We start from the raw sequence: 22,374 nt of genomic DNA, 5'->3' as shown, positions 1-22,374 counted from the left end.
TGCCGTACGAGGGAAACAGGTGATGACGGCGATCGGATGCTTTGGTACAACCGGTGTTGATATTGGTCGTACCGGGAGGGCGTCATGACCGAGTCGGACGGCGCGGCGGCAGACAGTGCGGCACGACGACGGCCCGCGGTGGTGTGGCGGGTGTCCCTGGTGCTGGCGGTGTGGGGACTGGTGAGCGTCCTGTTCACCTACATGTATCTGGACGAGCTGATCAACCGCGACAGCTACGACCACGGCAACTCCAGCTACCGGGTCCCCTTCCTGAACTTCCCCGCCGCGCTCGTCGCCACCGTCACGATGCTGGTGCTCGCCTACCTGGTCTTCAGGGGCGGCACGAAGGACCAGACGCGGACACTGAGCCTGGTCACGGTGGCTGTGGTCGTGAGCGCGGTCCTGGGGGTGGCGGCGATGTTCGTGCGGCCGGAGTCGATCACGATCTTCATGGCCGCGTTCGCGATCATCGGCCTCATGGTCGCGCGCTCGCCGGACGTCCGTGAATGGTGCCGATGGTGACCGTTCAGGCGGCGCCGGTGTAGGCGGCCGTCGTCCGGTCGGCGGCGGCCCGCGCCGTGGCCTCGTCCGCGCCCGCCGCGATGTCCGCGTCACCCCAGCGCTCGCCGCTGAGTGTGATGAACCGCTTGCCCTCCTCGGTCGTGAACCAGGCCGCGGCCTCCGCCGGATCCACGGCCTCCTTCGACGACAGGTGGAGCGTCAGGCCCATGAGGCCCATGTCCCAGCCGATGCCGACGGCGCCGGGGCCGAACTCGGTCCAGTGCTCGTCGACGTGGGCGGTGTGCTCGAGTTCGAACCGGGTGCCGCCATCGGGCTCGGCCGTGAGCCTCACTTCGATCCAGCTCACCATGTCGCCGTACTCCCAGGTGGCGGCGTAACTCTTCGGCGGATCGCAGCGCTCGATCAGGCCGCCCGCGTTGCCCTCGAGTTGGTAGCGGCCGCCGACGCGCAGGTCGCCCGACACCGGCAGGAACCATCGGGCGATGCGCTCGGGGTCGGTGCAGGCGTTCCAGAGGTCGTCGACGGACGTGTCGTAGGCCTGGCTGATGGTCAGGACGCGCGCCTCGCCCGCCTCCAGCACACGGGTGCCCAACTGCCGCCGCACTGCGTTGATCTGATGGGTGACATCGATCATGGAGTCTCGCCCTTCCGGTGCGGGCCCACGGCCCTGTTTCGCACGCCGAGCCGCGCACACGACGGAAACTACTCTTGGCGCTTATATACGTCAACCCTTATAAGGGCCGGTCGGAGCGCTGAGAAAGTTCAGACGATCCCTCATGTATCCCGGACGATCGCGATAGGTCCCCGCGTACGGATGTCCCTAACGTGAGTGGCTGGGTGCGCCGTCGCTCGAGGGCCGCCCCACCGACGATTCCCGATCAGAGACATTCGGCGGGATGCGTATCACGTGGGTTCTCATCTTTTTTCGGAAGGTTGTAATGAACGCTCGATCATTCCGCTTCGGGGTCAGTCTCCTCAATGTCGGTTCTTCCCGATCGGCCTGGCGCGCGCGGGTCCAGGAGGTCGCGGATCTGGGCTACGACGTCATGCAGGTGCCCGACCACTTCGGCGCGGTGGCGCCGTTCCCGGCCCTGGTGGCCGCGGCCGACGTGCCCGGCATTCGGCTGGGGACGTACGTGCTCAACGCCGGCGTGTTGAGCCCGGCCTACCTCGCCCGTGACGTGGCCGACACCTATCGGCTCACGGACGGCCGGCTCGAGCTCGGTCTGGGCGCCGGCTACGTGCCGGAGGAGTTCGCGGCGGCGGGCTTGCCGTTCGGCACGCCGGGGTCGCGTCTGCGCAAGCTCGAAGAGGTCGTCACGGGGGTGCGTGAGCTGCTGGCGGCCGAGGCCGACTCGCCGCAACCGCCGATCATGATGGCCGGTGCGGGCGACCGCATTCTCGCGCTGGCGGCTCGCAGTGCCGACATCATCAGCTTCCCGATCACGGCCGGCTTCGGCGCGGGCACCCCGGAGCAGGCTCTGAGCGCCCGTGTCGAACGCGTCCGGGAGGCGGCCGGCGAGCGGATCGGCGACATCGAGCTGAATCTCTTCGTGGCCGGCGCCGGCCACCGGGTGGCCGACATCGATCTTGCGGTGATCACCGCGGCCACGGGAATGCCGCCTGAGCAACTGGCTGAGCTGCCCGGCGTCCTGGTCGGCTCGCCGCGGGAGATCGCCGACACCCTGCTGCGTTACCGCGAGGAGTTCGGCATCAGCTACGTCAGTGTCCTGGAGCCTCACATGAGGACGTTCGCCGAGGTCATTCCGCTGCTGCGGTGACACGCCCCCGGCCGACCTGTGGCGCGGTGATGCGCGGTGAGGCGGTGCCGGCTGACCTGTGCGCGGTGACGCGGCGTCGCCTGACCTGAGCTGGCCTGAGCCGAGCCGGCCCGGCCGTCGCCCTTCCGGGTGACGGCCGGGCCGTTCGGCTATGCGGCCTCGCCGGTGGCGGCCTTGAGCTCCTCGATCAGGCCGACCGCTTCCTCCACGTCGCCGGGCGCCGCGATGTTGGCGATGATCAGGTGGTCCACGCCGGTGCCGTCGAGGCGGGTGATGTCCTCGGCGATCTGCCGCGGAGAGCCGCCGAGGAACGGCCGTCCCTCACCGAGCGGTTCCCTGACCAACGGCACGTTGGCGCGGGCGACCACGGTCAGCGCCGAGGGGTCGCGTCCCGCGTCGCGCGCGGCGTCGTGGAAGGCGGAGACGAGACCCTTCACGACCTCAGGCGACACGGCGATCGGGTTCAGTCCGTCCGCGATCCGCCCGGCTCGCTGAACGCCGGCGGGCGTCATGGCTCCCAGCAGGATGGGGAGATGCTCCTGGACCGGCTTGGGGTTCACCTCCGACGCCGCGATCCGGTAGAAACGCCCTTCGAACTCCACCGGGTCGGGGCCCCAGCACGCGCGCATCGCCGCGACGACCTCGTCCATGCCCGCGCCCTTGCGCCGCATCGGCACGTTGGCGGTCTCGAACTCCTGCGGCATCCATCCCTGTCCCAGACCGGCGATCACGCGACCGCCGCTGAACTGGTCCAGGGTCGCGAACCGGCGGGCCAGCACCACCGGCGGGTGCAGCAGGGCGTCGACCACGCTGGTCCCCAGCTTGATCCGCTTGGTCAGGGCGGCCACGTAGCTGAGCGTCTCCAGGGGTTCGAACGTCAGCCGGTAGGTCTCAGGGATCCGTGCCATCGAGCCGTCGGGCTGCGGCAGTTCCGCGTACGGGCGCAGGAGTCGTTCGTAGGTCCACAGTGAGTCGTAACCGATCCGCTCCGCCTCCTGCGCGACGCGGGCGATGTTGGCGGGCGAGGCGAGCCGCCCGGATGTCGGAAGCGCGATGCCGAGTTCCATGTGATTCCTCAGAAGTCGGAACGTAAAGGATCTCCAGAGTGCAGCTTGCTTGATCAGGTTAACCCGGACCGGTTGCGAAGATCGGCCCAGAGTTCACGCGTGGGGTGTCCTGATGGGAACCTGACGATTACGTGTTAGAAAGCGCTGATTTCGCAGCCATTTTCACCGTTCGCGACATAACGTCCGGCTAATGACCTGCGCGGGCTCGGAACGCGTACGGCGAGCGGTGTCAGGAGGAGACGATGGCCACGGTGATCGGGCTGACCTGTTACCCGATCAAGGGCTGCCGCGGAACGTCCTCCCCGGACGCGGACATGACGCGGGCGGGTCTCGCGCACGATCGCGCGTTCATGGTGATCGACGAGGCCGGCGTGTTCCGCAGCCAGCGGCGGGACCCGCGGCTCGCGCTCGTCCGCCCGGAGATCGAGGCCGCCGGGGAGCGGCTCGCCCTCCGCGCGGACGGCATGGACACCGTGCGGGTGGAGGTGGATCTGACCTCCACCCGGCGTGACGTGGAGCTCTTCGGCGTGCGATACACGGGCATCGACCAGGGGGACGCGGCGGCGGAATGGCTGTCCGAGATGCTCGGCCGGCCGAGCCGGCTCGTCCGGGTGCCGCCGGAGCATGATCGCGTCACCGACGGGCTCACACCGGGCACCTGTGGATACGCCGACAGCGGCGCCGTGCTCGTCACGACGGTGAGCTCGCTGGCCGCGTTGAACACCCGGATCGAGGCGCGGGGCGCCGAGCCGGTGCCGATGAGCCGCTTCCGGCCGAACATCGTGGTCGACGGCTGGGACGAGGCGCACACCGAGGACCGGATGCGCCGGTTCGAGGCCGGTGACGCCGAACTCGCCTACGCCAAGCTCGCCATCCGCTGTGCCGTCACCCTCGTCGATCAGGAGTCGGGCGGCAGGGCGGGTCCGGAGCCTCTCCGCACGCTCGCCGACTACCGTCGCACGACAGGGGGCGTCGCGTTCGGTGCCAAGTTCTCGGTGGCGCGGCCGGGCAAGCTGTCCGTGGGGGACGAGGTGACCGTCACCGCGTGGGGCGACTCCGCGTTGTGAGCGGTCGCCGCTGACATCACTCCGATCCCGGAACTTCATTTCACGTTGGTTGTCCTGGGACTCCAGGCTGTTCACGATGGCGGTCATGAGTGACCCCGAGGCGCAGCATGAGCACCACCATGGACCTCTCCACGGCCTGTCCGAGTTGATCGGCGAGCATCACGACCGCGCCGTGCGCCGTCACGAGGAGGAGGCGCTCGCCGAGGCGGCGGAGCAGGCGGGCTTCGACCTCGAAACCGACATCGGGCATCCGACCGCACAGCAGACGCCGGTCGGTTACGACCTGGAGACCGACATCGGCCTCGACAACGAGCCGCCGGAGCTGCGCCGGTAAAGCTCCCTCACGACCGGCTCACGGGCGGCGCCCTCGCCTGATCGGTCGCGCCGGGCCGTACGGACGCCGTGCTAGCGTCGCCGCTCGTGGCGGAGAACGTGGTGGCGGATGACGCGGCGTTGACGAACGTGTACGTGGGCCGCGCGGACGTGGACGCGGCCGGTGACCGCGGCTGGCTGCTGGGGCACTTCAAGCCGCTGGGCGACGTGCGGCACAGCGAGGACGTCGAGATCAAGTGGGGCGTGCACCCGCGTGGGGACGAGCGCGCCCAGTGGGTGACGGGCGAGCACCGCACGGCGCTGTTGATACTGATCAGCGGCCGGTTCCGGGTGGAGTTGCCGGGACGCAGCGTGGTGCTCGCCGAGCAGGGCGACTACATCGTCTGGGGTCATGGCGTCGATCACTCGTGGCACGCGGAAGAGGAGTCGGTGGTGCTCACCGTTCGCTGGCCGTCCGTCGCGGATTACGCGGCGCCGGCGCCCGACGCCGGGCCCGTGGCCCGGGGAGATCAGCCGGCTCGGGGAGATCAGCCGGCCCGGACCGGAGGCGGCCCCGGAAGGCGCGCCCGCGGGGTGACCGGCCGGGAATGAAGCCGGCCCGCCTTCTCGGAAGACGGGCCGGACGCATGTCAGCCGCAGTGGACCTGGTAGCCGTGACCGGCGAAGCGCTCGCCGCCGTAGTCGAAGTAACCGCCCACGTCGACGCACTCACCGCGGGCCGGGATGTAGATCGGGCCCGCCCATTGGTGGTAGTTCTGGTCGAGGCCGTCGTCGACGAACCCGGGGTAGGTCCTCGTCGACAGCTGCACGTCGAGATGGTTGACCAGCCCCGACCAGGAGGCGATCGGCTTGGCGATGGCGCAGTTCTTGCCCGTCGAGCTGTTGTAGTACAGCGAGACGTAGCCTCCGGTGCGGCTGCTGTCCAGTCCCTTGATCGGATAGGAGTCCAGGAACGCGTAACCGGATCCGCAGCTCGCCGTGGCGGCGGACGCGGGTGTGCTGATCAGCGCGGGCGTCACGGTCAGGGCGAGCACCGCGGCGGCCCCGGTGACGGCGCGGCGAGCAGACATCCTCATGGCAGGCATCCTCACGGCAGGGATCTTCAGGCTCAGCATCGGACGCTCGTACGGCCGAGGGGCTCACCGGTCTCGGGGAGCGGCCCGTAGCCGATCCAGCCGACGGCCACGGTGCAGTCCGACAAGGTGGCGGCGCCCGACGACCACAGCTCGGTGAACTTGCCGCTGTTGCAGCGCACGTCCTGGACGTGGTTGCCCGCGCCGGCCGCCGTCGTCGTCGCGATCGTGGTGCAGGCGTGCCACGAGCTGTGGCTGCTGCGGTAACCCTCCCAGACGTACAGGTAGGCCCAGTTCTTGTTGCAGCCCTTGAACTGCTTGACCGAGGCGAACGTCTGGCCGCCCGTGGTGACGTAGGCGGTCGTGCCGATCTGGGTCACGCTCGAGCACGAGGGGTTGGTCTCGGCGTGCGCCGGCCCGCTCAGCCCCAACACCAGGGGCAGGGCGATGATCCCGGCCCCGGCGGCCTTCGCGAGTCTTCTCTCCACGTTGCGATCCCTTTCGATTGACAGCGCCGCCTCACTGCGGCGGCGGCTGCCCGTCAGCGTGCCGGGGACCCCTGCACTCTCCCTGTACGGCCGGGCCTTACAAGCGAAGTCACAGGTCAGGGACCACTTGTACGTCGAAGAAGATGCCCCTCAGCTGCGGCAAGTAAGGGATGCCGCGATCGTCGACCATCTTCCAGAAGACCTTGCAGTGGACGCGCAGGTTGGGCGCCACCACCGGGACCCGGACGAGCACGGACTGGCCGGGCTGGGTGTCCGGGATCCGCACGCGGCGTGGTGAGTGGCACACGTCGGACCCGTCCCACGGCAGTTGCCTGTCCAGATAGCGGTCGTGCCAGAACACGCTGCCGCTGTTGGTGAGCTGCCACACCTTCTCGAACCGCGCGCCCTCCCGCACCTTCGTCCCGTCCGGATAGGTGACGTCCGCGTCCAGCCGGGAGTCGTCGCCCGGGATCGGCCGTAGATCATCGGGCATGACCACGACGGGGGGCTCGGACAGCCGGGTCACGACCGCTCCGCACATTCCCGCGGTGACGGCGAGCCCGGCGGCCGCCAGGACCAGCATTCGGCGCGACCGGCCGTGGACCTTGGCCGGACCGGCCTCGCTCGGGGACTCGGCCGGTTCCGCGGTGTGCCGTGGAGTCGGCGGGGCGTCGGCCGGTTCCGCGGCGCCCTGCGAGGTGGCCGGGGCGCCGGCCGGCGCGGGCACTTCGGCGAGGATCTCCCGGTGGAGGCGGCGCAGGTCGGAGTGGGGGTCGGTGCCGAGTTCGTCGGCGAGGGTGGTTCGCAGGTCGTCGTAGACGGTCAGGGCCTCGGCCGGCCTGCCCGACAGGTGCAGTGCGCGCATCAGGCGATGCTGGAGCGGCTCGCGCAGGGGGTTGCGCGCGGCCTGCTCGGCCAGGTCGGCCACCAGCGAGGCGGGCGGCGCCCCCGCGGCGAGGCAGAGGTCCGCGTAGGACTCGACGGCGCTCAGGCGTAACTCCTCGGAACGCGCCACCTGCAGGCGCACGCAGGGGGTGGACGGCACGTCGGAGAAGGGCGCCCCACGCCACAGGGCCAGCCCTTCCGCCAGTGTCGTGCCGGCGAGCGCGGGCTCGTCCTCCGCCCGGCGTACCGCCTCCTCGAAGCAGGCCAGGTCGGTGGTCGACTGGCCGAGGTCCAGCGCGTACCCGCCTGATCGCGTCCGCAGGACGCCGCCCCCGTCCCCTTGGCCGGTCAGCGACCGCAGCGTGGCCCGCAGTCGCGAGGCCCGCACCTGTACGGCGTTCGCCGGGTCGGCGGGCAGGCGGTCCGGCCAGAGCGCGTCGGCGAGGTGGTCGGTGGTGACGAGCCGCCCGGGGTGGGCGAGCAGTTCGCCGAGGAACGCGCGGTCCTTGGCGGCGGAAGGGGCGACGGTCCGCCCGTTGTGCGTGATTTCGAGAGGACCAAGCACACGAAATTCCACGCGCCGTAGTCTGACAGACGAGATCAATTGATGATCAACAGGATGCGGAGGACGCGATGGCCGCCCTTCACGGTGCGCTCGCGGAGCGAGGCCTGAGCTTCCGCGATCGATGATCCCCGGTTGTTTCCGGCGGGCGGTGACGGGGTATTCGCGCGTGAGAAATCCGGCTCGCCGTTTCCGCGCCCGAACATCGATCCGCCGGATGTATCCCATCAGTAGAGCCGGGGCAATTACGCGCTCTGCGCCGTCGTCGGGCGGGGAAACGCATCCTCACGTGCTGGAATGGAATGCCGGTCTCTTCTCCTCGGTATGAGTCAACCCATCTAGACGCGCTCTGTCATCGCCGCCAACGATGGAGGTGACATCGCAATCGCCTCGCGCGAATGCGAATCGGAGAGGAGACGCTTATGCTCGGCAAGCGACTATCACTCCCGCTCGGTGCCGTACTCCTGGCAGGCCTGGCCTTCGGGCCCGGGCCGGCGGCCGTAGCGTCGACCGCGCAGCACACCCCGAAGACGGTGGTCGGCACCGCTCAGGATGTGACGACGTCGACGAACACCCCGAACCTGGTGAAGACTCCTCCGGACCCTGACCACCGCCGTCATCACCGCTACAACAGAGACCACCGCCACCACCGCTACCACAACCGTCACCACCGGTACGAGCGCGACCACCGGCACCACCGTCACCACCGGTACGAGCACAACTTCCGGTGATCCGCTGATGTAGCGGACGGGCGCCGGCGTCGCCGATGCCCGCAGGTTCGAAGGGCCCCGCATGGCGGAGTGATCCGCGATGCGGGGCCCTTTGACATCTCGCGTAGATCTTTTGTCCGCTTTGTGTTAAATCGACGGCTGGGCGCTTACAGTTCCTGAATGCGCTTTGTCCCCTTTGTGGTGATTCTTGCCGCCCTGATGACCGTCGTCGCCTCGCCCGCGTGGGCCATCACCAACGGCTCGGCAGACGGAGCCGGCCACCCGGAGGTGGGCGCCCTGCTCGCGGGAAAGGCCCACGGCGACGGCACCTGGGCCGACTGCACCGGCACGCTCATCTCTCCGACCGTCTTCCTCACCGCCGCGCACTGCGGGGAAAAGGGCCAGAAGACGGCGCGGGTCACCTTCTCCAGTCATTACCGGCAGGGTGACCCGGTCTACACCGGCCGTTTCGTGGCCGACCCGCGGTTCAACGTCAAGGCCGACCCCTTCGACATGGCGGTCGTGATCTTCGGTGCGCCCATCTCCGGAATCAAGCCCGCCACTTTGCCGGAGGCCGGTCTGCTCGATCGGCTGAAGACCGACGGGCTCGCGACCACGCGGTTCACCCCGGTCGGGTACGGCTCGCTGGCCCCGACCAAGGGCAAGCACGGAAGCCGGTTCACCTACACCGACACCCGCAACCTGGCGTCGATCTCCTTCAAGAAGCTCACCGGCAGGTGGCTCCAGTTGTCGCTGAAGTCCACCGTCGACGGCAGCACGTGCTTCGGCGACTCGGGCGGCCCGAACTTCTTGGGCGGGGCCGGCTCCCATCTGCTCGTGGCCACGACGATCAGCGGAGACGACGACGCGTGCAAGTCGACCAACTTCGACTATCGCCTGGACACCGCGTCGGCCCGTGATTTCCTCGGGAAATACGTCACGCTTCCCTGAATCGGGGCCTGTTTCACTGGCTGGGCGAAGAAATAGTCATCCGGCCTGTTGATCTACACTGAATTCCATGTCGACTCGCAATGGCATGACCGAAGCGGGGAACGTGAGGGCGATAGGAAATACCGCCCTCACGGCCTCATTGGCACTTCTTCCGTTGAATGCCCTCGCTGCCGAGACATGGTCGGTTCTGGCCTGCGTCGTCTTCGCGATCATCGGTGTGGGCACGCGGATCGAGGCGGCCGTCAGGTCCGTCGGCCGCGACGCCGGGGTGATGGAGAACCGGCCGCAGGAGTAGTCCGGAGGCCGGTCCACTCCTGCGTACGAGGCGGTCGTCGCCGATGGAGCGGTCAGTGCACGACGACGCCGTCGGCCGCGCTGGTGACCGCGACCGTCGTCGAACTGCCCGCGAAGACGTAGCGCCAGAAGCCGTTCGCCGAGGCGGTGATGGTGGTCCTCAGATTGCCCGAGGCGTCGGTCTTCACCGTCTTCTTGGTCACGTATGCGCTGGTTCCCGACTTGCGGAACTGCAGATTCACCGACTGGCCGGCGTACCCCGTGTAGGTCCCGGTCTGCCAGTTCGCCCGCGTGAGCTTGCCCGTGACCGTGAGGGCCTTGCCCTTGCGGACCGGTTCCGGCGTGGCGTCGGCGGTCAGCCTGGACAGGCCCACGATCGAAACGGTGGCCGCCGCATGCAGGTCGGCGTAGCTCTTCTTGTCGGCCGCGTTCGCCCAGGCGGCCACCTTCCACGGACCGGCCAGCGCGTTCCTGCCGAGGGCGTCCCGCGCGTCGATGAGGAACGTCACCTCGCAGACGGAGGTCCAGACGGACGCCTTGGTGCAGGTGGCGGGGTTTCCGTCCATCACCACGCCGTCAGGCGTGTTGTAGGAGCCGTGGTAGAGGTACAGGTCGCCGTCGATGATCCCGGACGGGTCGGTGGCGGTGAACCGGGCCTTGATCGTGCTGCTTCCCGAGGCGTCGAACCGGATGGGCTTGCCGCCGTTGACCGTCACATTGGTGATCTTCGTCTTGCCGACCGTCCGGTCGCCCTGCTGCTTCGGGCCGGCGAACGCCCGGATGACGGTGCGCCTGAGGCTCGTGCCGTTGTCGTCCTTGGCCGAGGCGCGCAGGGAGACGAAGGAGGCGGTCGACGGAACCTTGATCTCGGCCGAGACGCTCGCCTTCGAGCCGGACACCGGCAGCGCCGTCCAGTGGGCGCCGTCGTCCGTCGAGTACTCCAGTCCGGTGACGGTGTCCGTCGCCGCGAGGAGGGTTCGTGTGGCGGCCGCCGCGGTGACGCGGACAGGCGTGGAGGACGTCGCGGTGTTGCTCGCGTTGATTCCCGACAGGGTGAAGTCGACGTCGACGAGGGGGAGATCCTCGTAGCCCGCGTAGTGGGTGGCGGAGCTGAACTTCCACTCGCTCTCGATCCGGGTGGAGAGCCGGGAGTAGGGAACCGTCCGGGTGACGGTGTGATCGAGTTCGTATTCCGCTCGGTCCGCGGTCACGTCGGCCGTCAGTCCGTCATATGAGGTCAGGTTGTCGGCAGCGGCGATGGTCCGTCCGTTCGAGGTCAGGCGGTAGGCCACCTTCGCCCTGGAGTCGAATCCGGTGTTGCCCCTGGCGTCGGTGAACGCGTACGGCTCGTACACGTACATCTTCGTCGCGGTGCGCTGAGAGCTGCCGTGCGGGATCCGGCGCGGCGCGAACGGCGCGACGCCCAGTGTCTCTCCGGGTACGGTGCCCGCAGGCGCCGTCAGCATCGGGAGCTCCAGGCGGTGGTTGTAGCTCTGGCCGTAGATCAGGTCGCGGAGGAAAGTCACTCTGGGGGTGAAGTACTGGGTGACGGACCTGCCCGTCTTCACCGGGGCCATGAGGGAGGGGAGGGTCCAGTCGCTGGTGATCGGTGCGGAGTCGAGTGACCCGATGCTGCCGTTGCCCTGAGAACGCACCCAGGTGAGGGTCTTCGCGAGCGAGCTCGATCGCACGTGGGTCACCGGCGAGCTGGGAACGGTTCCCGCATACTCGCGGTACAGGTTGTAGATGTACGGAGTGGCCATGGACGCCGACGTGCCCTGCTTCACCAGAACGTCGCCCAAGCGGAGACGCACGCCGGCATGGGAGAAGGGGGTCACGTAGAGGTTCGCGGACCCGCCTCCGGCGAAACCCGCGATGTCGCCGTTCGGCAACGTCAGCCACACGGCCGAGGTGTACCGGCGGGCGGTGGGGTCGTCGACCTGGATGGCCGTCTCCTTGGCCGTGCTCTCCTGGAACCGGACCGTCAGACCGGCGGTGGTCACCTTGAAGGACTTGACGAGGATGTAGCTCGGTTCGTCCCACGCTCCGTAGAGGACCACGCTGAAGTAGTCACCGGCCGGCAGGCTCGCGGTCGCTCTCGGGGTCCCGTATTCGTCCTTTACGGGGTAGTAGACCCAGGTCTTGCTGTTCCAGATGTAGATGGACTTGCCATAGACCCAGTCCTTGCTCGTGATGTCGAACTTCACCGGGTAGGTCGCCGCGGCGGCCGCGGCGGCCTTGGCCACCGGCCTCCTGACGCCTGTGGCGATCTTCGTGGCTTGCAGAGGCCGGGATCGGTCCAGCGGCTGCACCGTCAATGTGCCGCCCGTGGACGCGTACGCGTATCGGTTGACGCTCGTGCCCTGCGCCGGAGCGATCTGGACTTTCGACCCGGAGCGGGGGATCACGTCCAGCCGCTCACCCGTGGCGAGTTTCACGGTCTTCCTGGTCCCGGGCGCGTCCGCGGGGGCGACGACTCCGGCCGCCGCGGAGACCGGTGTCATACGGCCGGCGGCCCAGCCGTCACCGGGGACGGACAGCACCGAGGCCATCACCGCCGTCCCGGTCAGCGCGGCCAGCGCGGCACGTCGAAGCGGATTCCAGGCAAGGGGCATCGGCGGGGATCTCCTGTGTCAGCCTTGCTCCTGGAATGTCTCATGTGTCACAGGAGCTAATCGCTGCACACATTAATGGCGATCTTCTCCGTTTTCATGACCGGGAAGCTCACAGCCCGATAACACCCTCGGAGTCGGAAAGCCCCGCACTCTGCCGTGACGCCGTACAGGATTTCGATCGGTGGCGAGGTGCCGAACTCGCCTGACGGTCTCTTCTGTGACCGACCACCATCGCCTGAAGATTGACGTCCATCGCCTAAAGTCGGACGGGTGGCCCCGACACCTTCCCGGCTGGCCTGGCTGGACGCCCTGCGTGGACCCGCCGCGCTGGCCGTCGCGTTGCACCATTCGGCCTGGACCTTCGCACCCGGCATCTGGGCTCACGTGGACGGCCGGATCGACGTGGGCACCTGGGGCGTCTTCGTCTTCTTCCTGGTCAGCGGCTACATCATCCCCGCATCCCTGGAGCGGCGCGGTGACCTGCGGGCCTTCTGGATCGGCAGGGCCTTCCGCCTCCTCCCGCTGCTGCTCACCGCGATGTGCCTGGCGTTGATTCTCGCGTACCTGGGTCTGTTCACCCTTTATCCCGGTCTGAGCACGCGACCGTTGCCGCTGGTCGCGCTGGGCAACCTGACGATGCTGCAGGAACTGCTCGGCGTGACCCCCGTCATCGACGTGATGTGGACGCTCTCCTACGAGATGGCGTTCTACCTGCTGACGGTCGGGCTGTTCTCGGTGCGGCAGTCCCATCGTTCGGCCCCGATCGCGATCGGCCTGGCGCTGCTGGCCGTACCTCTCGGATTCCTGCTTCCCGGCCCGACCATCGGCGGCCGTGCCGACCTGGTCGCCGCGCTCTTCGGCGTCGCGGCCGTCGCGGCCGTCATCGTGTCGGTGCGGGCGGGCGGCAGGACGCGTACGGTCGCCGCGGTGGCGGGCGGCCTCCTCGGTCTGGCGCTGGTGATCTTCGGTAGCCGGATCGGGGCGGGGCAGGGCCTGATCATCCTGGGCATGATGTTCGCCGGCACGGCCGTGTACCGGGCCGAGCAGGGCACGATCCGCCCACGTACGGCCGTCGCCGCGGTGCTGACGGTCCTGGCCTGCGGAGTCTTCGCCAAGGACGACCCCGGATGGGCGCCCGCGATTCTGCTTGCCGCCGGTTTCTTCGCGGCGGTGTTCGCGCTGCGGCGCAGGCGGTTCCCGCGATGGCTCGCCCACGTCGGGGTGATCAGCTTCTCCCTGTATCTGCTGCACCCGCTTCTGCTGCGGGTGAGCCCGAATCTGCCGGTGTTCTTCCTCATCCTGCTGCCGCTCGGCTACCTGACCCACCGGTTCATCGAGGCTCCCGCTCAGCGCCTCGGCAGACGGCTGTCCCGGCCGCCCGCGCAGGAACCGCCTCGTGATCAGGAGACGCCGTACGCGCTGACGTCCGGGAACTGAACGCGGCGTGAGCTCATGCCGAGCGGATCACGCGGTGGACGCCGGCGCCGGCGACCCGTCGTCCGCGGCGGTGGAACGGGCGTAGCGCGCCGTGAGTCGGCGCATGTGGTCGACGAGTTCCGGGGGCTCGGTGACCTCGAAGTCCAGGTCGAGCAGGCCGAGGCACACGGCGATCGTGTTCAGGCTGTCCGCGCCGGTGTGCAGCACACAGGTGCGACCGTCCAGGGCCTCGACCACGCCGACGGCGGGGTTGATGCGCTCGGTCACGACCTCGGCGGGCGCGTGGACGACGACTCGGGACCGGTGACGCCAGGCCGCCGCCGAGACCCCCTTGGCGACGTACGTGGCAGCACCGCCCTCAGGCGGATCGCGCGGCGGGAAACGCGGACCGGTGGGCGTGCGCGGTTCGACGCGGTCGGCCCGGAAGGTGCGCCAATCCTGGCGCTCGACGTCCCACGCGACGAGGTACCAGCGGCGCCCCCACGACACGAGCCGGTACGGTTCGACGGTCCGGACGCCCGTCGAACCGTCATGGCTGCGGTAGTCGAACCGCAGCCGCTCCTGGTCGCGGCAGGCCGCGGCGAGCGCGGTCAGCACGGCCGGGTCGACCACCGGGCCGGGACGGTCGGCGGGCACGGGCTCGGTGTACGTCTGCAGTGCGTTGACCCGGTAACGCAGCCGGGAAGGCAGCACCTGTTCCAGCTTGGCGAGGGCGCGCACCGAGGTCTCCTCGATGCCGGCGACGCCGCCGCCGGCGCACGTGCGCAGCCCGACCGCCACGGCCACCGCCTCGTCGTCGTCGAGGAGGAGGGGCGGCATGGCGGTGCCGGCGCCCAGGCGGTAGCCGCCGTCGGTGCCCCTGGTCGCGTGCACCGGATATCCGAGGTCGCGCAGTCGCTCGACGTCGCGGCGCACGGTCCGCTCACTCACGTTCAGCCGCTCCGCGAGGGCCGCGCCCGGCCAGTCCCGTCTGGCCTGCAACAACGACAGCAGGCGCAGCAGCCGCGCCGAGGTCTCCAACATGTGCTCAAGACTGCCAGGACTTCAGGACAGAAGCTGACCGGAAGGGTCCGTAGCGTGATTTTCATGAGCGAGAACACCGCGATCAAGCCCTTCCGCATCGACATTCCGCAGGCTCGGCTCGACGACCTGAACAGCAGGCTCGACCGCACCCTGTGGCCCGACGAGATCCCGGGCGCCGGCTGGGACTACGGCGTTCCAGTGACGTACGTCCGCGAGCTCGCCGAGCACTGGCGCAACGGGTACGACTGGCGCGCCCACGAGGCCGAGATCAACCGGTATCCGCAGTTCACCACCGAGATCGACGGGCAGAACATCCACTTCCTGCACGTCCGCTCGCGGCACGAGAACGCCCTGCCGCTGATCCTCACGCACGGCTGGCCGGGCTCGATCGTGGAGTACCTGAAGGTCATCGAGCCCCTCACCGACCCCGAGGACCCGGCGCAGGCGTTCCACGTGGTGATCCCGTCACTGCCCGGCTTCGGCTTCTCCGGTCCGACCAAGGAGAAGGGGTGGAACCGGTACCGCACCGCCAAGGCGTGGGCGGAACTGATGCGGCGGCTGGGCTACGACCGCTACGGCGCCGTCGGCAACGACGGCGGCTCGTTCGTCTCGCCCGAGGTCGGGCGATTCGATCCCGAGCACGTCGTCGGAGTGCACGTCACCCAGCTCTTCTCGTTCCCGTCGGGCGATCCGGCCGAGTTCGAGAAGATCACGCCGGAGGACCAGAAGGCGCTGGAAGTGCTGCAGTGGTTCTACGACAACAAGATGTCGTTCAACACCCTGCACTCGCAGCAGCCGCAGACGCTGTCGTACGGGATCTTCGATTCGCCGGTCGGGCTCCTGGGCTGGAACGCCCAGCTCTTCGGCGACACCGTCGACATCGACGCCGACTTCGTGCTGACCAACACGATGCTCTACTGGCTGACCGGCACCGCGACGTCGGCCACCCGCTTCTACTACGAGGACGCGCACGCCGAGCACCCGCAAGGGCCGACCACCGTCCCCACCGGCCTGGCGATGTTCGGCGGAGACTTCGTCTCCATGCGGACGTTCGCCGAGCGCGACCACCAGAACATCGTGCACTGGAAGTCGTATGACCGGGGCGGCCACTACGCCGCGCACATCGTGCCTGACGTGCTCGTCGACGACCTGCGCACCTTCTACGGCGGACTGCGCTGACCCGTCGCCACGGAAGAGACGGCGGGGGCGGGTCAGCAGCCGTCCCCCGCGAGAGGAGATGAGGGGCCGGACCCCCCCCGCCGGCCTCCCGGTGGGCCCTCTGAGAGGGTGACGGCCATGACGAACAACGGGGTTGCGGTGTTCTCGCAGATGACCGGTGAGACCGAGATGCCGCCCGAGGTCAGGCGCGAACTGGTCGACTGCTGGGTCGGGGTGACCAACGCGGGAGGGGCGGCCGGTTTCCCGTTTCCCCCTGTCACGTTCGACGAGGTCGCGGCGGTGGCCGACCAGATCATCTCCGGCCTCGACCCGCGCGGCAGCCGGCTGCTGCTCGCCACCGTCGACGGAGTGCTCGCCGGGTGGGTCAACGTCCGCAGGGACGCCAACCCCTTGATCGCGCACTGGGGGACGGTCCACCACCTGCAGACGCACACCGCTTACCGCCGCCGGGGGATCGGCGCCGCGCTCATGAACCGCCTCGAAGACGTGGCACGCGACGAGATGGGCCTCGAACAGCTCCGACTCGCCGCGCGGGGCGGCGTCGGGCTCGAGCACTTCTACGGCGGGCTGGGCTGGAAGGAGATCGGCCGGTGGCCCGGCGCCCTACGGCTCGCGCCGGGAGACGACCGCGACGAGATCCTGATGGCGCTCGCGCTCTGAGGCGCGCCGGCCCGTTAGCCCGGTGCCGGCGCTGTCAGCCGACGGTGCTGGGTCTGTCAGCGCGTACGGCCACGCTGCCGTTCATGGAGAACACAGACGCGTACGGCAGGCCGTCGCTACATGAGCACCGCACACCCGCGGTGCCGGAGGGAGTCGATCCAGTCGGGCACCCGGCGCAGCTTCGTCCACCGCAGATCGAGTTTCTCCAGGGCGGGCAGGGATCCCAGGCCCTCCGGCAGCTCGGTCAGGCGCGTGGCACGCAGGTCGAGATGAGTGAGCCGCCTCAGCCGTCCGATCGACTCCGGCAGCCTTTCGAGCGGGTTGTCGCGAAGTTCGAGATGGCGTAGCTCGCCCAGGTCGCCGATGGAGTCGGGCAGTGTGGTGAGCCGGTTGCCCTTCAGGTGGAGCTCCCGTAGCCGCGAGAGCCCGCCGAACGTGTCAGGCAGTGCGGTGAGCCGGTTGTTGTACAGGCGGAGTTCGCGCAGCGCCGCCATGTCGCCGATGGACGGCGGCAGCGAGCCGATGCGGTTGTCGGTGAGGTTGAGGTAGTCGAGCCGGTTCAGCCGTCCCAGCGACGCGGGAACCGCGGTCAGGCCGTTGTCGCTGAGATAGAGGTACCCGGTGAGCCGGGGCAGCTCGCCGATCGCGTCCGGCACGCGTCCGAGCCGGTTGTGCCCGAGATCCAGCATCGACAGCTCGGCGAGGCCGGCCAGGGCGTCCGGAATCTCGGTGATCTCGTTCTCCGCGAGATTGAGTGAGCGCAGGCCCGTGAGGTTCCAGATCGTGCCAGGCAGCGCGGTCAGTCTGTTGCGGCCGAGACTCAGGCTGCGGAGCGACGCCATGCGCCCGAGTTCCGGGGGGACTTCCGTCAGCCGGTTGCCGTAGAGCAGCAGGGTTCGCAGGTCGGGTAACTCCGCGATGGAGGCCGGTAGACGGGTCAGCGCGTTCCCGTCCAGGTCGATGTGGCGGAGCGTCGTCAGGGTGGCGATCGACTCGGGTAACTCGTGAACACCGGCGTCAGAGGCGATCAGGGCGACCACCGCACCATCGGCGTGACGTAAGGCCGTGTCCGGCAGGCCAGGGAGTTCGGCCACGGGAACGCAGCCTAGCCGATGCGGTTCCATGAAGGCCGGGAGGTTCTGTCGCACCCGGATGCGAGCATCGGCGACATGAGCGGAACGTTGAGCGGAAAGATCGCGTTGGTCGCCGGGGCGACGCGCGGCGCCGGCCGTGCCGTGGCGGTTGCGCTGGGCGCCGAGGGAGCCACCGTCTACGTGACCGGGCGCAGCACGCGGGAGCGGCGCTCGGAGATCGATCGACCGGAGACGATCGAGGAGACGGCCGAGATGGTCGCCGCGGCCGGCGGCGAGGGAATCGCCGTGCGGGTCGACCATCTGGAGGCCGACCAGGTGAGGGCGCTGGTCGAGCGCGTCGACTCCGAGCAGGGCCGCCTCGACGTGCTGGTCAACGACATCTGGGGTGGGGAGTCGCTGTTCAGCTGGGATCAGAGGCTGTGGGAGCACTCGCTGGACAAGGGCCTGCGAATCCTCCGGCTGGCGATCGACACCCACATCATCACCAGCCACTACGCCCTGCCTCTGCTGATCAGGAACCCGGGCGGCCTGGTCGTCGAGATGACCGACGGCACCGCGCAGTACAACGCCGAGAACTACCGGATCTCGTTCTTCTACGACCTGGCCAAGACCTCGGTGAACCGCATGGCGTTCGCCCAGGCCAAGGAACTGGCCCCGCACGGCGGGACGGCCGTGTCGCTCACCCCGGGATGGATGCGCTCGGAGATGATGCTGGACATCTTCCGTGTCACCGAGGCGAACTGGCGTGACGCGCTGGCGGCGCAACCGCACTTCGCCATCTCGGAGACCCCGACGTACGTCGGCCGCGCGGTGGCGGCGCTCGCCGCCGATCCCGAGGTCGCCCGCTGGAACGGGCAGTCCCTGTCGAGCGGCGGGCTCGCCCAGGTCTACGGCTTCACCGATGTCGACGGCAGCCGGCCCGACGCCTGGCGGTACATGGTGGAGATGCAGGACGCGGGCCGACCCGCCGACGTCACCGGCTATCGCTGAGCCGGGTGGGGTCGTGGCCGGCATCCAGGTGAGCTCGGACCGGGCGGGCGGAACTGTCGGTGCCCGCTGCCAGACTCGCTCAGCATGAGTGACGACGTGCGGCTGAGGGATGTCGAAGAGGCCGACCTGAGCCTGTTCCACGAGCACGAGCACGACCCGGAGACGGTCAGGCGGTCGAAGTTCACTCCCCGGGAACGGGGGGCCTTCATGAGCCACTGGGCCACGAGGGTCCTCGGGGACCCCACGGTCTTCGTGCAGACGGTGACCGTGGACGGCGCACCGGCCGGCAATGTCGTGGCCTGGTGGGAACAGGACAGGCGATTCATCGGGTACGTGTTCGGCCGAGAGTTCTGGGGCAGGGGCGTCGGCACCAAGGCGCTGACGCTCTTCCTGCGGCGGGAGAAGGCTCGCCCCCTGTACGCCGACCCCTTCGGAGGGAACGCCGGTTCCGTCCGGCTGCTGGAGAGATGCGGCTTCCGGCGCGCCGGCACGGTGACGCACGGAGAGAACGAGCACATCATGTTGGTGCTCGACGAATCGGTGCCGGACGAATCGGTGCAGGACGAAGACCACGCCGGCGGGTGACACCGGGGCTCACCGTCACGGGTGGCGCCCCTCCTTGGAACCATCTACAGCATCCGCCGCTCGAGCGGTTCTTCAGGAAGTGAGCTCCGGACCGCTCGCCCGAGCGCGGAGCCGGGCCGTCCCTCTCGTCAGGCCTTCACAATCACGACCGTTTGTACGAGCTTGTCGTGAAGACACTGCCGGCGGCCGTCGAAGCCGAAACACGTCGCGTCGATGAGGGTGATCGCCCAGCCTGCGAAAGGGACGAGCGGCGCCCCAAGGAAGAAGACCGCACGGATCAGGGCGTGGTGCAGCGCCGGCGCCCGGCCGGTGGAGAGCGATACGACCCTGATCTTCAATGCTCGCTTTCCGAGCGTCTGCCCCCAGCGTGCATGTGTAAGACCGAGGTACAGGACACCGAGGAGAGTCTGGGCGGCGACGAGAGCCCAAATGCTCGGATTGGTCCCCCAGGGATTCATCGTCGAGGAGTCGTCGGCGGCCAGCACGGAGTCCCCGACGAAGGCGGTGAGGACGACCGCGAGCAATGAGAGGACGACCGCGTCGATGAGGCCGGCCGTGAGGCGACGGAGGAAACCCGCCCCCTGCTTGACGAATTGGGAGGAAATCTCGGTCACGTAGCAAGTGTGCCGTAAAGATCACAGATTGACCGGTCCTGAGCGCGGGACCGAACACCCACCGCCTGCGGGGCCAGTGAAGTGCCCAGTTGCCCTGGGGTCCGCTCCGGTTCAGAGATCTATGCCTCTGCCTTCCTTGTACGGCACGAGCCACGCGAACGCGACACTGGCGAAGTTCACCAGCATGGTGTGCGGGGCGCGGGTTCCGGTCTCGGAGACGTGGAGCCGGATCACCGAACCCTCTTTCATCCACGCCGCGACGTCGTCTTCGGTCGGCTCGTCACCGTGCAGTCGCAAAGTCACGTCATGGGGTTGACCGGCCATCCGGAGGTGAAGCTCGCACGTGGGCTCGCTGTTGGCCATGGTTCCCGTCCATGTCGTGATTGCGTGGATTACCGGATATCACGGTGAACGTACCCCAGTGGGATGCGCGACACCGATCACCCGGCAGGAGGATGCCCTGCCTTTACCGAATGAGGCTCTGTGGGCCGCCGACTCCCGTGGCTACCCGGCGGGCCGCTGAATTTCGGGCCGGTCGCCGCGTTACTCATAACGACGATAACGATTCGTCCGGATAAAACATTATTTATTAGGGCGTGTTATGTCCCAAAAGTAACTCTGGCTGTCTCTGGAAAGGTCGCCGGAAGGGGGCTGCCATCTGCGACGGAGGCGCTCAGGTGTCTGAAGGGGGTAGATTAGGCGGCACCGCGGAAATTTCGTGCGTTGGCATCCGGGTCGGCGTCGCCCGAGGCGAAAAAACAACTTCGGTTTCTCTCATGGGGCCGAGACAGGTCAGTCGATTATGGCGCCGACGCACATCTTCCGCATCGCATCACCCGTCCCCGGGGTCGCCGACTCCCGGGGGCCTCTGAGCAAAGCTCATGTCGCCACCATCGTCGAGCTGGACGGGGAGATCGACATCTCCACCAGTCCTGCTCTGCGCGAGCGCCTCCTCCGCACCATGCGACGCAGTACGAGCCTGCTCATCTGCGACCTGTCCCGGGTGTCGTTCCGCGATTCCTCCGGGATGGCCGTCCTGGTCGGCATCCAACGACGCGCCAGGGCGATGGGCATCACCATGGGCCTGGCCGCACTCCGCCCCCATGAGGCCGAACTGCTGCGCCTCACCGGCCTCGACCGCGGCTTCACGCTGTACGAGAACGTCTCAGTTGGGCAGCCCGGAAAGCGCGCGGGGACGGCGACCTGGGTGCGCTGCGCCTCCTGAGCGCTCACCGGGCCGGTGGATCAGTGGTCGGCGTCTCTGGCGTCTCTGGCCTCGTGCCGGTGGCGCGTCGGCTCGGGCTCGTCGCCATGTGCGAGAGACTGCCGCACCCGCTGCCGGGCCTGGTGTTCCTGCAGGGTGGCGTCCTTGCCGACACCACCATGGGAGTCCTCGACGTCGTGCGTGTGCTGGTGGTCGTCCTGCTCCTGCAACCTGGACGGCCTGGTGTTCCTCGTACGGCTCATCGCGCACCTCCTGGTGTGCTTGCCTCAACTTGACCTTACGCCCATGTGGATCGGGGCGGAGACCGTCGAAGAGTAGGCTGAAGCCACCGAGGACATTTCGAATGCCGGCAGTCGCGTCGGCACCGTCCGCGGCGTTCACGACCGCAGCCCCGACCAAGGCTGAGACAGGTCGGCCGATCATGTCGCTGACGCAGATTCCCTCGCCTTCCACAGATCCTCTCGCTCGTGTTCGTTCAGGAAACCCGCCTCAAGCGCGTGCTGCACGGCTGAGCCTGGAACCCGTCCATGGCCGTATGCGGGCCGTGGACGGGGCATGGTGGCCGCGGTCGACGGACGCGACGGCCGAACTCCCGGGCCTCATCGCGGCCGTCGACCGCAGAACCGGGGAGACGACCCTCCGGGTGGGCCTGCACGTGGACGCCTGGGACGCCATTCCGCATCGCATTCCCGCCCCTGGCCGGGCCGTGCGGGTCGGATGGTTCCGCTCCATGGACCGCCGGCTGGTCAGCCTGACCATGAGGGGCAGGGACACGATCACCCTGCGGGTCATCGCGCCGGAGACCGCGCCGGAATCGGCGAGGGCGATATTCGCCGAGGCCACCGGTGACGCGAACGCCGTACCTCCCGGTGGGGGTCACGACGGAGGAGCAGCATGCCTGGGACAACGAGGGCGGCCGGTCCGGCGCCGGGTGAGGCATCTCGGAGAACCGCCCAGTGATCACCACCATCATCTGAGGTGATCGGCTCTTCTGACAGTGCCGGTTTCCCCGATGATCCATGCGGGCTTTGATTGTCCTGAGGGGCCGCGGTCCACCGGGACGGGACCTTCCCGGAGCGGCTCCGCAGGGCGCCCAGGCCGGAGAGACGTGATCGTCGGCGTACTGGCTGGCCCGTCGTCTCCGCCGGGCGCTCTGGACTGGTGGCTATGGCGCTCGTCACAGGCGGAGGCAGGCGCCACCGTCATTGCCCGTTTTGTA

At 68.6% G+C, this 22,374-nt stretch carries 26 protein-coding genes; 15 read left to right on the top strand and 11 right to left on the bottom strand.

The window, feature by feature from the left end; translation table 11 throughout:
• Window positions 1–84 precede the first annotated feature (84 nt).
• Window positions 85–522 (top strand): hypothetical protein, encoded by a 438-nt coding sequence (locus tag Psi02_RS24590; RefSeq protein ID WP_203978012.1) that lies wholly within the window; start codon window positions 85–87, stop codon window positions 520–522.
• Between the two features lie 4 nt (window positions 523–526).
• Here Psi02_RS24590 and Psi02_RS24585 read toward each other — a convergent pair whose 3' ends face one another.
• Window positions 527–1,156, bottom strand: a complete 630-nt coding sequence (locus tag Psi02_RS24585) for an SRPBCC family protein (RefSeq protein WP_203978011.1) — start codon at window positions 1,154–1,156, stop codon at window positions 527–529.
• Between the two features lie 304 nt (window positions 1,157–1,460).
• On the opposite strand from Psi02_RS24585, the gene Psi02_RS24580 reads away from it, so the two are divergent.
• Complete coding sequence (locus Psi02_RS24580) at window positions 1,461–2,303, top strand: TIGR03621 family F420-dependent LLM class oxidoreductase (RefSeq protein WP_203978010.1); 843 nt, start codon at window positions 1,461–1,463, stop codon at window positions 2,301–2,303.
• A 149-nt stretch (window positions 2,304–2,452) separates the two neighbouring features.
• Here Psi02_RS24580 and Psi02_RS24575 read toward each other — a convergent pair whose 3' ends face one another.
• The gene (locus Psi02_RS24575) at window positions 2,453–3,370 is read right to left on the bottom strand and encodes a TIGR03619 family F420-dependent LLM class oxidoreductase (RefSeq protein WP_203978009.1); all 918 of its coding nucleotides are present in this window, start codon (window positions 3,368–3,370) and stop codon (window positions 2,453–2,455) included.
• Window positions 3,371–3,612: 242 nt separating this feature from the next.
• On the opposite strand from Psi02_RS24575, the gene Psi02_RS24570 reads away from it, so the two are divergent.
• The 3 genes from Psi02_RS24570 (at window position 3,613) to Psi02_RS24560 (ending at window position 5,361) form a co-directional block, all read left to right on the top strand.
• Window positions 3,613–4,437, top strand: coding sequence for an MOSC domain-containing protein (locus Psi02_RS24570; RefSeq protein WP_203978008.1), 825 nt, complete (start codon window positions 3,613–3,615; stop codon window positions 4,435–4,437).
• A gap of 85 nt (window positions 4,438–4,522) precedes the next feature.
• Window positions 4,523–4,771 carry a hypothetical protein gene (locus Psi02_RS24565; protein WP_203978007.1) on the top strand — a complete coding sequence of 83 codons (249 nt, stop codon included), beginning with the start codon at window positions 4,523–4,525 and terminating at the stop codon, window positions 4,769–4,771.
• A gap of 86 nt (window positions 4,772–4,857) precedes the next feature.
• Complete coding sequence (locus Psi02_RS24560; protein WP_239095117.1) at window positions 4,858–5,361, top strand: cupin domain-containing protein; 504 nt, start codon at window positions 4,858–4,860, stop codon at window positions 5,359–5,361.
• Between the two features lie 38 nt (window positions 5,362–5,399).
• Here Psi02_RS24560 and Psi02_RS24555 read toward each other — a convergent pair whose 3' ends face one another.
• The 3 genes from Psi02_RS24555 to Psi02_RS24545 form a co-directional block, all read right to left on the bottom strand.
• Complete coding sequence (locus tag Psi02_RS24555) at window positions 5,400–5,846, bottom strand: spore-associated protein A (protein WP_203978006.1); 447 nt, start codon at window positions 5,844–5,846, stop codon at window positions 5,400–5,402.
• A gap of 32 nt (window positions 5,847–5,878) precedes the next feature.
• Window positions 5,879–6,331, bottom strand: coding sequence for a hypothetical protein (locus Psi02_RS24550; RefSeq protein WP_203955218.1), 453 nt, complete (start codon window positions 6,329–6,331; stop codon window positions 5,879–5,881).
• A 109-nt stretch (window positions 6,332–6,440) separates the two neighbouring features.
• On the bottom strand, window positions 6,441–7,793 hold the full coding sequence (locus Psi02_RS24545; protein WP_203978005.1) for a BTAD domain-containing putative transcriptional regulator: 1,353 nt from the start codon (window positions 7,791–7,793) through the stop codon (window positions 6,441–6,443).
• A 407-nt stretch (window positions 7,794–8,200) separates the two neighbouring features.
• Here Psi02_RS24545 and Psi02_RS24540 point away from each other — a divergent pair, with 407 nt between their 5' ends.
• From Psi02_RS24540 to Psi02_RS24530, 3 genes are all read left to right on the top strand, one after another.
• Window positions 8,201–8,509, top strand: coding sequence for a hypothetical protein (locus tag Psi02_RS24540; protein ID WP_203978004.1), 309 nt, complete (start codon window positions 8,201–8,203; stop codon window positions 8,507–8,509).
• 159 nt (window positions 8,510–8,668) lie between these two features.
• Entirely contained in the window at window positions 8,669–9,439 is a 771-nt protein-coding gene (locus Psi02_RS24535) for a trypsin-like serine protease (protein WP_203978003.1), read from the top strand.
• A 154-nt stretch (window positions 9,440–9,593) separates the two neighbouring features.
• Entirely contained in the window at window positions 9,594–9,734 is a 141-nt protein-coding gene (locus Psi02_RS24530; RefSeq protein ID WP_203978002.1) for a hypothetical protein, read from the top strand.
• 52 nt (window positions 9,735–9,786) lie between these two features.
• Here the strand turns inward: Psi02_RS24530 and Psi02_RS24525 are convergent, their stop codons facing one another.
• Entirely contained in the window at window positions 9,787–12,348 is a 2,562-nt protein-coding gene (locus tag Psi02_RS24525; RefSeq protein ID WP_203978001.1) for a hypothetical protein, read from the bottom strand.
• A gap of 270 nt (window positions 12,349–12,618) precedes the next feature.
• Here Psi02_RS24525 and Psi02_RS24520 point away from each other — a divergent pair, with 270 nt between their 5' ends.
• Window positions 12,619–13,785: an acyltransferase family protein gene (locus tag Psi02_RS24520; protein WP_203978000.1), complete on the top strand. Its 1,167-nt coding sequence runs from the start codon at window positions 12,619–12,621 to the stop codon at window positions 13,783–13,785.
• A gap of 27 nt (window positions 13,786–13,812) precedes the next feature.
• Here the strand turns inward: Psi02_RS24520 and Psi02_RS24515 are convergent, their stop codons facing one another.
• A complete protein-coding gene (locus Psi02_RS24515; RefSeq protein WP_203977999.1) occupies window positions 13,813–14,808 on the bottom strand; it encodes a helix-turn-helix transcriptional regulator in 996 nt (331 codons plus the stop codon).
• 63 nt (window positions 14,809–14,871) lie between these two features.
• On the opposite strand from Psi02_RS24515, the gene Psi02_RS24510 reads away from it, so the two are divergent.
• Together Psi02_RS24510 and Psi02_RS24505 are read left to right on the top strand one after the other, a co-directional pair.
• Window positions 14,872–15,987 (top strand): epoxide hydrolase family protein, encoded by a 1,116-nt coding sequence (locus tag Psi02_RS24510; RefSeq protein ID WP_203977998.1) that lies wholly within the window; start codon window positions 14,872–14,874, stop codon window positions 15,985–15,987.
• Between the two features lie 117 nt (window positions 15,988–16,104).
• Complete coding sequence (locus tag Psi02_RS24505; RefSeq protein WP_203977997.1) at window positions 16,105–16,647, top strand: GNAT family N-acetyltransferase; 543 nt, start codon at window positions 16,105–16,107, stop codon at window positions 16,645–16,647.
• 116 nt (window positions 16,648–16,763) lie between these two features.
• On the opposite strand, the gene Psi02_RS24500 is transcribed toward Psi02_RS24505, so the two are convergent.
• On the bottom strand, window positions 16,764–17,741 hold the full coding sequence (locus Psi02_RS24500) for a leucine-rich repeat domain-containing protein (RefSeq protein ID WP_239095116.1): 978 nt from the start codon (window positions 17,739–17,741) through the stop codon (window positions 16,764–16,766).
• Window positions 17,742–17,816: 75 nt separating this feature from the next.
• On the opposite strand from Psi02_RS24500, the gene Psi02_RS24495 reads away from it, so the two are divergent.
• Entirely contained in the window at window positions 17,817–18,731 is a 915-nt protein-coding gene (locus Psi02_RS24495) for an SDR family oxidoreductase (protein ID WP_203977996.1), read from the top strand.
• An 84-nt stretch (window positions 18,732–18,815) separates the two neighbouring features.
• Window positions 18,816–19,316: a GNAT family N-acetyltransferase gene (locus tag Psi02_RS24490; RefSeq protein WP_203977995.1), complete on the top strand. Its 501-nt coding sequence runs from the start codon at window positions 18,816–18,818 to the stop codon at window positions 19,314–19,316.
• Between the two features lie 128 nt (window positions 19,317–19,444).
• On the opposite strand, the gene Psi02_RS24485 is transcribed toward Psi02_RS24490, so the two are convergent.
• Both Psi02_RS24485 and Psi02_RS24480 read right to left on the bottom strand, forming a co-directional pair.
• Window positions 19,445–19,930 (bottom strand): RDD family protein, encoded by a 486-nt coding sequence (locus tag Psi02_RS24485; protein WP_203977994.1) that lies wholly within the window; start codon window positions 19,928–19,930, stop codon window positions 19,445–19,447.
• Window positions 19,931–20,041: 111 nt separating this feature from the next.
• On the bottom strand, window positions 20,042–20,293 hold the full coding sequence (locus tag Psi02_RS24480; protein ID WP_203977993.1) for a hypothetical protein: 252 nt from the start codon (window positions 20,291–20,293) through the stop codon (window positions 20,042–20,044).
• 439 nt (window positions 20,294–20,732) lie between these two features.
• Between Psi02_RS24480 and Psi02_RS24475 the strand changes: the two genes are divergently transcribed.
• Window positions 20,733–21,155 carry an STAS domain-containing protein gene (locus Psi02_RS24475; protein WP_203977992.1) on the top strand — a complete coding sequence of 141 codons (423 nt, stop codon included), beginning with the start codon at window positions 20,733–20,735 and terminating at the stop codon, window positions 21,153–21,155.
• A 20-nt stretch (window positions 21,156–21,175) separates the two neighbouring features.
• Here the strand turns inward: Psi02_RS24475 and Psi02_RS24470 are convergent, their stop codons facing one another.
• Entirely contained in the window at window positions 21,176–21,397 is a 222-nt protein-coding gene (locus Psi02_RS24470; RefSeq protein ID WP_203977991.1) for a hypothetical protein, read from the bottom strand.
• A 101-nt stretch (window positions 21,398–21,498) separates the two neighbouring features.
• Between Psi02_RS24470 and Psi02_RS24465 the strand changes: the two genes are divergently transcribed.
• On the top strand, window positions 21,499–22,137 hold the full coding sequence (locus tag Psi02_RS24465) for a DUF5994 family protein (protein ID WP_308442264.1): 639 nt from the start codon (window positions 21,499–21,501) through the stop codon (window positions 22,135–22,137).
• Window positions 22,138–22,374: the final 237 nt, after the last annotated feature.

It is taken from the genome of Planotetraspora silvatica (genome assembly GCF_016863315.1).
In the GTDB taxonomy this organism is placed as follows: Bacteria; Actinomycetota; Actinomycetes; order Streptosporangiales; family Streptosporangiaceae; genus Planotetraspora; species Planotetraspora silvatica.
Note: the sequence above shows the minus strand (reverse complement) of the source record. Positions and strands in the feature narration are given on the sequence as shown.